At 71.9% G+C, this 10,830-nt stretch carries 8 protein-coding genes and 1 rRNA gene (1 of these 9 cut by a window edge); 4 read left to right on the top strand and 5 right to left on the bottom strand.

Annotation, left to right across the window (positions count from 1 at the left end; all coding sequences use genetic code 11):
- Positions 1 to 199 (bottom strand): 16S ribosomal RNA (locus tag ELQ39_RS27360) (it extends 1,329 nt beyond the left edge of the window).
- A 573-nt stretch (positions 200 to 772) separates the two neighbouring features.
- Between ELQ39_RS27360 and ELQ39_RS27355 the strand changes: the two genes are divergently transcribed.
- Both ELQ39_RS27355 and ptsP read left to right on the top strand, forming a co-directional pair.
- On the top strand, positions 773 to 1,222 hold the full coding sequence (locus ELQ39_RS27355; RefSeq protein ID WP_190004307.1) for a PTS sugar transporter subunit IIA: 450 nt from the start codon (positions 773 to 775) through the stop codon (positions 1,220 to 1,222).
- An 89-nt stretch (positions 1,223 to 1,311) separates the two neighbouring features.
- Positions 1,312 to 2,982, top strand: coding sequence for a phosphoenolpyruvate--protein phosphotransferase (ptsP, locus tag ELQ39_RS27350; protein ID WP_242594469.1), 1,671 nt, complete (start codon positions 1,312 to 1,314; stop codon positions 2,980 to 2,982).
- Positions 2,983 to 3,071: 89 nt separating this feature from the next.
- On the opposite strand, the gene ELQ39_RS27345 is transcribed toward ptsP, so the two are convergent.
- Positions 3,072 to 3,962: a hypothetical protein gene (locus ELQ39_RS27345; RefSeq protein WP_242594468.1), complete on the bottom strand. Its 891-nt coding sequence runs from the start codon at positions 3,960 to 3,962 to the stop codon at positions 3,072 to 3,074.
- Positions 3,963 to 4,053: 91 nt separating this feature from the next.
- Positions 4,054 to 6,021: an acetoacetate--CoA ligase gene (locus ELQ39_RS27340; RefSeq protein WP_242594466.1), complete on the bottom strand. Its 1,968-nt coding sequence runs from the start codon at positions 6,019 to 6,021 to the stop codon at positions 4,054 to 4,056.
- 213 nt (positions 6,022 to 6,234) lie between these two features.
- On the opposite strand from ELQ39_RS27340, the gene ELQ39_RS27335 reads away from it, so the two are divergent.
- Positions 6,235 to 8,391, top strand: a complete 2,157-nt coding sequence (locus ELQ39_RS27335) for a glycoside hydrolase family 31 protein (protein WP_242594464.1) — start codon at positions 6,235 to 6,237, stop codon at positions 8,389 to 8,391.
- Here the strand turns inward: ELQ39_RS27335 and ELQ39_RS27330 are convergent.
- On the bottom strand, positions 8,382 to 8,912 hold the full coding sequence (locus tag ELQ39_RS27330; RefSeq protein WP_242594462.1) for an NUDIX domain-containing protein: 531 nt from the start codon (positions 8,910 to 8,912) through the stop codon (positions 8,382 to 8,384). The genes ELQ39_RS27335 and ELQ39_RS27330 overlap by 10 nt on opposite strands.
- Positions 8,902 to 9,771, bottom strand: a complete 870-nt coding sequence (locus ELQ39_RS27325) for a M15 family metallopeptidase (RefSeq protein ID WP_242594459.1) — start codon at positions 9,769 to 9,771, stop codon at positions 8,902 to 8,904. The genes ELQ39_RS27330 and ELQ39_RS27325 overlap by 11 nt, the downstream gene beginning before the upstream one ends.
- Positions 9,772 to 10,101: 330 nt before the next feature.
- On the opposite strand from ELQ39_RS27325, the gene ELQ39_RS27320 reads away from it, so the two are divergent.
- On the top strand, positions 10,102 to 10,827 hold the full coding sequence (locus ELQ39_RS27320) for an MIP/aquaporin family protein (RefSeq protein WP_190004300.1): 726 nt from the start codon (positions 10,102 to 10,104) through the stop codon (positions 10,825 to 10,827).
- The last annotated feature ends 3 nt before the right edge of the window (positions 10,828 to 10,830 follow it).

Raw genomic sequence — 10,830 nt, 5'->3', positions numbered from 1 at the left:
CACCAAGGATGCCCAAGATGATCAGTATCCGGTATTAGACCCCGTTTCCAGGGCTTGTCCCAGAGTGCAGGGCAGATTGCCCACGTGTTACTCACCCGTTCGCCACTAATCCCCTCCCGAAGGAGGTTCATCGTTCGACTTGCATGTGTTAAGCACGCCGCCAGCGTTCGTCCTGAGCCAGGATCAAACTCTCCGTGAATGTTTACCCGTGATCGGGTGCACACATCACGAGAGCGGAACATCGGGAGGAATAGTCCCGACGTTCACAGCGTCCTCGCTGTGTTTTCTTCAAAGGAACCTCGACCATCCGAACCGGATGGACGGGGTATCAACATATCTGGCGTTGACTTTTGGCACGCTGTTGAGTTCTCAAGGAACGGACGCTTCCTTTGTACTCACCCTCTCGGGCTTTCCTCCGGGCGCTTCCCTTCGGTCTTGCGTTTCCGACTCTATCAGTGTTTTTCCGGCCCTCTGACCACCGTTCCGCGGACATGCGGAAGGAGATCCGAAGTTAGGATCTGACGAGTTGGATTGCTGCCGGGTCCTGGATGCGTGTCCGCATCCCTCATCCCCAGGCAGGTCTAAGACTGTACACGGGGTCGCAGACCGCATGCAAATCCATTAGGGTGGGTGGTCTAGACCTCTTGTCTGGACCACGGATCTGGATCTGTCCCCGGAATCGGTACGTCTCATGACATACCCTGCTGAACAGCACGCCGGAGACAGCCAGTGACGGCGCTCGTACCGATCTCCATCTCTTGGGAGGACTCCCATGACCACCGTGACGTCCCCGCTTGCAGGACGGGCCATCGGACTGGCCTCCGTGCCCGATCCCGTCTTCTCCGGCGCCATGGTCGGCCCGGGCACCGCGATCGACCCCGTGCGGGAGCCTTCCGAGGCCGTCTCCCCCGTCGACGGCGTGATCGTCTCTCTGCACCCGCACGCGTTCGTCGTCGTCGACGAGAACGGGCACGGTGTGCTCACCCACCTCGGCATCGACACCGTCCAGCTCAACGGCGAGGGCTTCGAGCTGCTCGTCAACAAGGGCGACACCGTCACGCGCGGACAGAGCATCGTGCGCTGGAACCCGGCCGCCGTCGAGGCCGCCGGCAAGTCCCCCGTGTGCCCGGTCGTGGCGCTGGAGGCCACGGCGGACGCCCTCTCCGAGCTCCGTGAAGAGGGCGACGTGAAGGCGGGCGACGCGCTCTTCCTCTGGAAGTGACGTGACGCCGTCCCCGTGACGGCACAGGGCGACGGCACAGAACATCGGATGCTGCGGCGCGACCCGCCGCTTTACCGGAGACGGGTGAGATGGAGACAACGCTGCGAGGCGTCGGCGTGAGCCACGGGGTGGCGATCGGCGAGGTACGGCACATGGGCACGGCGGTGCTGGAGCCGCCGGCCAAGCAGATCCCGGCGGAGGAGGCGGAGCGCGAGCAGCAGCGCGCCCGTCAGGCCGTCGAGGCGGTCGCGGCCGATCTGACCGCGCGCGGGAACCTCGCCGGCGGCGAGGCGCAGGCGGTGCTCGAGGCGCAGGCCCTGATGGCGCAGGACCCGGAGCTGATGGCCGACGTGGACCGGCGCGTCGCCGTGGGCAGCTCCGCCGAGCGCGCGGTCTACGACGCGTTCGCCGCGTACCGCGAGCTGCTGGCGAACGCGGGCGAGTACCTGGCGGGCCGGGTCGCAGACCTGGACGACGTGCGCAACCGCATCGTGGCGCGGCTGCTCGGCGTGCCGATGCCGGGTGTGCCGGACAGCGACGAGCCGTACGTGCTGGTCGCGCGGGATCTCGCGCCGGCTGACACGGCGCTGCTGGACCCCACGCTGGTGCTCGGTTTCGTGACCGAGGAGGGCGGGCCCACCAGTCACAGCGCGATCCTGGCGCGTGCCCTGGGCGTGCCGGCGGTCGTGGCCCTGCCGGGGGCCGGTGAAATCGCCGAGGGCACGCTGATAGCGGTCGACGGCAGCTCGGGCGAGATCTTCGTGGACCCGACCGAGGAGCGTCGCGCCGCTCTGGAGGCCGCGGCGGCCGAGCGGAAGGCCGCTCTCGCGGCGGCGACCGGCCCCGGCGCGACGGCCGACGGGCACAAGGTGCCGCTGCTGGCGAACATCGGCGGACCGGCGGATGTCCCGGCGGCGGTCGAGGCGGGGGCCGAGGGCGTCGGTCTGTTCCGCACCGAGTTCCTGTTCCTGGACGACAGCAAGAACGCTCCGTCCGAGGAGAAGCAGGTCGAGGCGTACCGGCAGGTGCTGGAGGCGTTCCCCGAGGGGCGTGTCGTGGTGCGTGTGCTGGACGCGGGCGCGGACAAGCCGCTGGACTTCCTCACCCCCGGCGACGAGCCGAACCCGGCGCTGGGCGTGCGGGGTCTGCGGACCCTGCTCGACCACCCGGAGGTGCTGCGCACCCAGCTGACGGCGCTGGCCAAGGCCGCGGAGGGGCAGCCGGTCCACCTCGAGGTGATGGCCCCGATGGTGGCGGACCGGGCCGACGCGAAGGCGTTCGCGGACGCGTGCCGCGAGGCGGGGCTGCGGGCCAAGTACGGCGCGATGGTCGAGATCCCGTCGGCGGCGCTGCGCGCGCGTTCGGTGCTGCAGGAGGTGGAGTTCCTGTCGCTGGGCACGAACGACCTCGCGCAGTACACGTTCGCCGCGGATCGTCAGGTGGGTGCGGTCTCCCGGCTGCAGGATCCGTGGCAGCCGGCGCTGCTCGACCTGGTGGCGCTGTCCGCCGAGGCGGCGCGCGCCGAGGGCAAGAGCTGCGGTGTGTGCGGTGAGGCCGCGTCGGACCCGCTGCTGGCCTGTGTGCTGACGGGGCTGGGCGTCACCTCTCTCTCGATGGGTGCGGCGTCCATTCCCTATGTGCGGGCGCAGCTGGCGAAGTTCACGCTGGCGCAGTGCGAGCGGGCGGCCGCTGCCGCCAGGGCCTCGGACAGCGCGGACGAGGCGCGGAGTGCGGCGCAGGCGGTGCTGTCGGGCGAGTAGTTCCCGCAGGGCCCCCGCAACACTGTGTCCTGAGGGGCGCTCCACTTCGGTGGGGCGCCCCTCGGGCTGTCCGCTCTTGCCGAGCGCGGTCAGTGGCGGTGGTCCGGGCCGGGATCGGCGTCCGTGAGGTCGGGTGACGCGCAGTAGTCGACGTTGGACTCGGGCGGGATGATCTCGCCGGTCTCGGTGTCGGTGCAGTAGGCGTCGAAGACCTCTCCCGCGGTGAGGGGGACGAGTCCGTGGCCGCGGATGCGCCAGCCGTGGATGCGGTCGGGTGCGCCCGGGGTGCTGGTGCGCATCACCAGGCCGCCGGGGTTGGCGGTGGCGAGGCCGACGGCCAGGACGGTGGTGAACTCGAGGGCTTCGGTCTCGTCGATGCGGACGCCGTCGTCGGTGCCGTCGGCGTGCAGCACGGCGACCAGGGATTCGGGTGGTCCGGAGACGCTGCAGACGAGATGGCGGTCGCCCGGTGGCGCGCTGTCGAGGATGCGGGAGACGAGGCGGGAGGCGCGGGTGAAGGCCGCGTGTCCGAGGTCCTCGCCGCAGGAGGCGCAGGGGCCGAGTCGGGCGAGGAGCGTCGTGGCGTACTCCCAGGTGGCGCGGCGGACCGCCTCGTCGACGAGGGTGGTCATGAGGTCGGACAGGGGCCGGCCGTCGTAGGGGACGGCGGGTCCGGTGGCTGCGCGCTCGGCGGTGAACCGGGTGCGGCTGAGGTGGCTGTCGGGGTCGAGGCCGTGCTGCGCGCACCAGTCGGCGTACTCCTCGGGGTCGAAGAGGGCCACCGTGGTGTGGCTGCCCTGGAGGGCGCGGGCGCGCAGCACGGCCTCGACGTGTTTCAGGTAGGTGGCGTGGTCGTCGAAGACGAAGCTGTCGTAGCGCCGCATGGCGCGGAAGTCGTGTTCGTCGGTGAGCACGCCGATGGTGCCCACGATCTCGCGGCGCAGGACGCGTCGCAGGGTCCGCTGGTCGGTGTACGCCATGTCTCCCCCTCTGCACGGTCGATCAATGCTCACTCACCGTAATCGGCGGCACTGACATCGGGTGCGGAGGAGGAGAGGGGGCGCGGGCCGGTCAGGGGCGGGTGCGGGCCAGCTCCTGGTAGTGGGCGAGCAGGTCGAGGTTGTCGATGGAGCCGGGGTTGACGGCCTTCTCCAGGGGGGTGCCCTGGAGGAGTCGCTTGACCGGGACCTCGATGCGCTTGCCGGTGAGGGTGTGCGGGATGCCGGGCACCTCGATGATCTCGTCGGGGACGTGCCGGGGCGAGAGCTGGGTGCGGATGGTCTTCCTGATGCGGTCGGTGAGTTCGTCGTCGAGGGTGGCGCCGGGCGCCAGGTGGACGAAGAGCGGCATCCAGTAGCCGCCGTCGGGCTGTTCGATGCCGACGACCAGGGACTCCCTGATCTCGGGGAGGCGTTCGACGGCCTCGTAGATGTCGGCGGAGCCCATGCGGACGCCCTGGCGGTTGAGGGTGGAGTCGGAGCGGCCGTGGATGACCACGGAACCGCGCGAGGTGAGGGTGATCCAGTCGCCATGGCGCCAGACGCCGGGGTAGGTGTCGAAGTAGCTGTCGTGGTACCGGCTGCCGTCGGGGTCGTTCCAGAAGCGGATCGGCATGGACGGCATGGGGTTGGCGACCACGAGTTCGCCGACCTCGTCGGTGAGGGGCTTGCCGGCGGGGTCCCAGGACTGCAGGTCGGTGCCGAGGCAAGGGGCCTGGAGCTCGCCGACGTGGACGGGGAGGGTGGGGACGGCTCCGGCGAAGCAGGAGCAGACGTCGGTGCCGCCGCTGACGGAGGCGATCCACAGGTCGTGGCGGACCTCGTCGTGCAGCCAGCGGAAGCCGTCGGGCGGCAGCGGGGAGCCGGTGGTGGCCACGCACTTCACGGCGGACAGGTCGTGGTCGCGCGACGGGTGGACGCCGGCCTTGCGGCAGGCCATGACGTACGCGGCGGAGGTGCCGTAGAGGGTGGCGCCGGTGCGTTCGGCGATGCGCCACTGGGCCCCGGTGTCCGGGTGGCCGGGGCTGCCGTCGTAGAGGACGACGGTGGTGCCGGTGAGGAGGCCGGAGACGAGGAAGTTCCACATCATCCAGCCGGTGGAGGTGTACCAGAAGAAGCGGTCCTCGGGGCCGAGGTCGCAGTGCAGGCCGAGCTGCTTGAGGTGCTCGACGACGATGCCGCCCTGCGACTGGACGATGGCCTTGGGCAGTCCGGTGGTGCCGGAGGAGTAGAGCACCCACAGGGGGTGGTCGAAGGGCACCTGCTCGAAGACCGGTGCGGTGTCGGCGGCGGTGAGGGCGGACCACTCCAGGGCGCCGTCGGGGGCGTCGGTGCCGAGCAGCGGGATGTGCACGACGGCGCGCAGGGTGGGCAGTTCACGGCGGAGTTCGGCGACGATCCCGCGGCGGTCGTGTTCCTTGCCGCCGTAGCGGTAGCCGTCGACGGTGAACAGGACGACCGGTTCGACCTGCTGGAAGCGGTCGAGGACGCTGCGGGCGCCGAAGTCGGGGGCGCAGGAGGTCCACACGCCGCCGACGGCCGCGGTGGCGAGGAGGGCGACGACGGCCTCGGGGATGTTGGGCAGGTAGCCGCTGACGCGGTCGCCGGGGCGTACGCCGAGGGCACGCAGTTCGGCGGCGAGGGAGCCGACCTGGCGACGCAGTTCGCTCCAGGTGACGGGGCGGGGGTCGTGGGTCTCGTCCACATGGAGCAGGGCCGGCTCGTCCGCACGGGAGTCGGCGGCGCGCAGGGCGTGCTCGGCGTAGTTGAGGGTCGCTCCGGGGAACCACCGGGCGCCGGGCATCGAGCGGTCGCCGAGGACGCGCTCGTACGGCGTGGTGAAGCGGATGTCGAACCACTCGGTGACCGCTTTCCAGAAGGTCTCCAGCTCCTCGACGGACCACCGGTGGAGTGCCGCGTAGCCGCCGTCGGCGGGGGCGCCGTGGTGTTCGGCGGCCCAGGCCTGGAACCGGGTGATGCGGGCCTCGGCGATACGTTCCGCTGTCGGCTCCCAGAGCGGCTGAGGGTTCACGGTCGACATGGGGCGGCTCCCGGACTGTGCGCGTCGTGTGCGTCCTCCGCGCACGGGCTGGGGTGTGCGCGTGACGCGGCTGACAGGGACGATGCCACGTGATCGACTTCTGCACCAGGGTGCCCCCCACATAGTCCCTGTCGTGAAGATGTGGTCCGATCACGGGTTAACGGGAGTTGAACGCCACGCTTGCGGGGCGCGGTCGATGGCAGGGTGTGCAACATGAACGGTCGTGACCTGGTGCGTTCGTGGTGGTCGGTCGGTGTGGCGGGAGCGGCACGGGGGTTGCGTACCGTACGAGCAGCGTGGCGCAGGCGGGGTGCGGACGCCACCGGGCCGGGGCCGCGGGTGCGGGCGCGGGTGCCGGGGACCGTGAGGGAGGTGGAGCCGGGTCCCGGCGGGGGTGTGCTCCGGTTCGCCCGCTCGGAGCTGCGGATCCTGGTCGCGGTGAACGGCGCGGTGTTCTGGGGGTGGGACGGGGCGGGTCCGGAGCCGTCGTACGCGCTGGCCGGTGCGTGTCCGGAGCCGGATCCGCGGGCCGAGCTGGAGCCGGACACGGACGGCGGCTGGCGTGTGGTGGCCGAGCGGGTGACGGTCGCGGTGTCACGGCACGGGGCGCTGGAGGTGCTCACGCCCGGGGGTGTGACGTTGCGGCGGGATCTGCCGCCGCGGTGGTGGGAGGCGGAGGGCGGGGGCCCTGCGCGGTGGATGCAGCGGTCGGAGGTGCCGGCGGACGCCCGCTTCTTCGGCCCGGGCGGCCGGGCGGAGGGCCCGCGGCCGGGGAACGGCGTCTCGGGGACGGGGAGCGCGGCGCCGGTGACGATGCCCGTGCAGCTGGTGGTGGCCGACGCGGGCACGCATCTGCTGTTCGTCGACAACCCGTGGGACGGCACGCTGACGCTGCGCGAGGGGGCGGAGGGCGCCGGTTCCGGGCACGACCGGGCGGGCACGAGCGAGCTGCGCATGGAGGGCGGTCCGGTACGCGGCTGGGTGATGGTGGGCACGCCGGCCCGGGTCCTGCTCACGTGGGCGTCGCTGACCGGGGCGCCCGCGCTGCCGCCCGCGTGGGCGTTCGGCCACCACCATGTGCGGGAGGGCGCCGGCGGCGAGGACGAGGTGCGGCGGGTGGTCACCGGTCACCAGGAGCGGGGGCTGCCGCTGGACGCGGTGCATCTGGGGCACGGGCATCTGGACGGCGGCCGCGCGTTCACCGTCGACCAGGACCGCTTTCCGAAACTGCCGGTGCTCGCGGACGAGATGCGGCGGGAGGGGATACGGCTGGTGTCGGTGGTGCCGTCCGCGGTGCGCGCGGAGGACCGGTGCCACGAGGGGGTGTTTCCGGATCTCACCGACGCGCGCGTGCGGTACGCGGGTCTGGCGGCGCAGGGTGTCGTGGGGGTGTGGCACACGGCCCACGCCTCCGTCCCGGTCGGGCGCGTGGATGCTCTGGGCCTGGCCCGGGCGGCGTACGAAGAGCTACGGGACGAAGTACCCGCCGACGAGGGGCCGTTGGTGCTGTCACCGTCCGTGTGGGCGGGGCAGCAGCGGTACGGCGGGGTGTGGTGCGGCGAGGGCGCCGCGGGGTGGTCCGGGCTGCGGGCGTCGCTCGCGAGGGTGTTGGGGCTCGGGCTGTGCGGTGTGCCGTTCTCCGGGCCGGACGTCGTGGGCGTCGGCGGGGAAGGTGCTGAACTGTACGTGCGGCGACTGCAGTTGGCCGCGTATCTGCCGTTGCTGCGCACGGGCGCCGTGGGTCGGGCGGACGGCGGGCCGTGGGAGCACGGCGCGGTGGTGCTGGGACACACGCGCGTGGCGCTGGGCGAACGGCGGCGGCTGCTGCCGTACTTCGTGACGCTGGCGCACCTCGCGCGGCGGACCGGGGCGCCGATGGTGCGGCCGGTGTGGTGGCCGGCGCCGGAGGAGCGGGAGTTGCGGGACTGCGAGGACGCGTTCCTGCTGGGTGACGCGCTGCTGGTGGCGCCGGTGCTGGAGCCGGGCGCGGTCCGGCGGGAGGTGCGGCTGCCGCGCGGGCGGTGGTACGACACGGCGACGGGGCGGGCGTACGAAGGGCCGGCGAAGGTGCTGGTCGACGCCCCGCTGGAGCGGATACCCGTGTTCGCGCGGGCGGGCGCGGTGCTGCCGGTGCGCGGGGAGGACGGCGGGACCGAGCTGGAGGTGTGGGCGCCCGCCCCGGGCCGGAGCGGGGGCGGGCTGGTGGTGCCGGGCGGCGGGGACGGCGGGGAGGGGCCGGAGGCCGAGCGGTACTCGGTGACCCGCTCGGGCCCGCGGGTCGTCGTTCGGCGGGAGACGGAGGACGGCGTGGAGGAGCCGTCCCGGCCGGTACGCGTCCGCGGGCTCGACGGGCCGGGCGGTCAGATGTAGCGGCCCTCGAAGAAGGCGCGCACCGCCAGGGTGTGCAGGGGGAAGTCGAGTTCCTCCGGGCGGCGCAGCAGGTGTGTGCCCTCGGTCTCGTCGGTGGGCGCGGAGGCGGGCAGATCGGCCGCGGGGCGTTCGGGGAGCAGGCCGAACAGCAGCAGGTGGCCGTCGGGGGCGCTCATGGCGTCGACGAGCCGGACGTCGCGGCTCTCCGCGTCGAGGCCGGTCTCCTCCTTGAGTTCGCGGACGACGGCCTGGCGCCAGTCCTCGCCGTGGTCGATGTAGCCGCCGGGCAGGGCGGTGCCGCCCTTGGCGGGCGGGATCGCCCGGGTGACGACGACCAGGGCGGTGCCCTGGGTGTCGTACACGGGCTGGAGGGCCACGGCGACGGGGAGCGGGTTGCGGTAGGCGACGGCGCCGCAGGCGGGGCAGGTGCGCGGCCAGCCGGAGACGCCCTCTCCGTAGGGCGCGCCGCAGGTCGAACAGTGGCTGCCCGCCGCGGAGTTGGGAACGTGATTATCGGACACGCGCGGGACTGTATCCGATGGCGGAAGGGGCGTCTGTCGGCAGGGCGGTCCAGCGGTGGCCGGCGAGGGAGCTGCGGGCCACGGGGAAGTCGAAGTAGGTGTCCGGGTAGGCCTCGGGCTTGAAGGTGTAGTGCCACCACTCCTCGGCGAGGTTCACGAAGCCGAGGTCCTCCAGGGTGTTCTTGAGCAGCATCCGGTTGGCGCGCTGCTCTCCCGTGATGCGCGGGTCGAGGGTGTGGCTGAGGGTGTCGAAGCAGTCGTAACCGGTGCCCATGTCCACGGAGTTGTCGGGGAACCGCTCGTCCCGGGGCGCGAAGCAGGGGGTGAGCGGTTCGCCCGGGCGGTAGGGGCGAGTGGGGTGGGCGGGGAGCTTCACCAGGGTGAGGTCGACCGTGGAGCCGCGGCTGTGGCCCGACTTCTCCGCGATGTACCCGTCGGCGAACAGGCGGGTCTTGTCGACGTTCGGGTAGAACTCGGCCTTCATGGTCTGGTCGTCGAGGTCCTCGGCCCAGCGGACGAAGTGGTCCACGGCGCGTTGAGGGCGGTAGCAGTCGTACACCTTGAGGGAGTAGCCCTGCGGCAGCAGCCGGCGCTGGGCGACGCGGAGGGCCTCGGCGGCGGGTCGGGTGAGGATGCACAGGGGCTGCCGATAGCCGTCGATGCGCTCGCCGACGAAGTTGTGCGGGGTGACGTAGCGGATCTCGTGCAGGATCGTCGGGTCGACGCTGTGCAGGGCCACGAAGTCGCGGGGCGCCTTGGGTTCGGGCGTCGCCCGGGCGGGTGCGGCCGCCGCAGTCGCGGTGAGCAGGGCGACGAGAGTGGTGACCAGGGCGCGTACCGCGCGGGGAGAACGTGTCATGTCCCCTGCATCTATCAGACGGGGACCGCCGCGCGGAAGCAGGCGCCCCGACCCGTTCTGTCACCGACCTTGACGCTTCCTGACCGCCGGTGAACACTTCCGGTGTCAGTCGACATCGCCGTACATCTCGGCGCATTTCGGCGCGCCACGGCAGGCGTCGCACCGACGCCAGGACTCCCCCACGGGGCGATGCGGCTGCGACGGCACGCTCGTCACGGACGCCGGGCGGGGCGCGGATCCTCCCTGCCTTCGGCTGAAGTCGCCACGGGAAACGCACCCTGCACGTGAGGTCCGGGGCCGACCGTCCTGGGCCCCGGCCCAGGAGCCGCCATGAGCAACGGAGACATATTCGTCGGCGAGGTCATCGGCACCGCCATCCTCATTCTCTTCGGCGCCGGCGTGGTCGCCGCCGTCGTCCTCAACTACTCCAAGGCGAAGGACGCCGGCTGGGTGGTCATCGCGTTCGGCTGGGGCTTCGGCGTGATGGCCGGGGCGTACACCGCGGCCCCGCTGTCCGGGGGCCACCTCAACCCGGCGGTCACCCTCGGGATCGCCATGGACACCGGCGAGTGGGACAAGGTACCCGTCTACGTGGCCGGGCAGATGGTCGGCGCCATGCTCGGCGCCGTGCTCTGCTGGCTGGTCTACTACGCACAGTTCGAGGCCAACGCCGAGGAGGACATCTCCCAGCCGACGCTCGGCGTCTTCTCCACCACCCCGGCGATCCGCCGCCCGGTCGCCAACCTCGTCACCGAGATCATCGCGACCATGGGACTGGTCCTGCCGATCCTGGCCTTCGGGCTCACCGAGGGGCTCGGCGAGTCGGGCACCGCGATCCTCATCGTGTCGTTCCTGGTCGTCGGCATCGGCCTGTCGCTCGGCGGCCCCACCGGATACGCCATCAACCCGGCCCGTGACCTCGGCCCGCGCATCGTGCACGCGCTGCTCCCGATCCCCCGCAAGGGCACCTCGGACTGGGGGTACGCCTGGGTCCCCGTCGTGGGGCCGCTCATCGGCGGGGCCCTGTCCGGGCTCGTGTTCAACGCAGCCTTCTGACTC

Origin of the sequence: Streptomyces sp. GB4-14 (assembly GCF_022696125.1) — a bacterium.
GTDB classification, from domain to species: domain Bacteria; phylum Actinomycetota; class Actinomycetes; order Streptomycetales; family Streptomycetaceae; genus Streptomyces; species Streptomyces werraensis.
The sequence above is the reverse complement of the archived record's forward strand: the minus strand, read 5'-3'. Positions and strand labels throughout refer to the sequence as shown.

Excerpts from the sequence above, each read along its gene's own strand:
- ELQ39_RS27355 (WP_190004307.1), top strand. The coding sequence starts at position 773 with ATGACCACCGTGACGTCCCCGCTTGCAGGACGGGCCATCGGACTGGCC.
- ptsP (WP_242594469.1), top strand. The coding sequence starts at position 1,312 with ATGGAGACAACGCTGCGAGGCGTCGGCGTGAGCCACGGGGTGGCGATC.
- ELQ39_RS27345 (WP_242594468.1), bottom strand. The coding sequence starts at position 3,962 with ATGGCGTACACCGACCAGCGGACCCTGCGACGCGTCCTGCGCCGCGAG.
- ELQ39_RS27340 (WP_242594466.1), bottom strand. The coding sequence starts at position 6,021 with ATGTCGACCGTGAACCCTCAGCCGCTCTGGGAGCCGACAGCGGAACGT.
- ELQ39_RS27335 (WP_242594464.1), top strand. The coding sequence starts at position 6,235 with ATGAACGGTCGTGACCTGGTGCGTTCGTGGTGGTCGGTCGGTGTGGCG.
- ELQ39_RS27325 (WP_242594459.1), bottom strand. The coding sequence starts at position 9,771 with ATGACACGTTCTCCCCGCGCGGTACGCGCCCTGGTCACCACTCTCGTC.
- ELQ39_RS27320 (WP_190004300.1), top strand. The coding sequence starts at position 10,102 with ATGAGCAACGGAGACATATTCGTCGGCGAGGTCATCGGCACCGCCATC.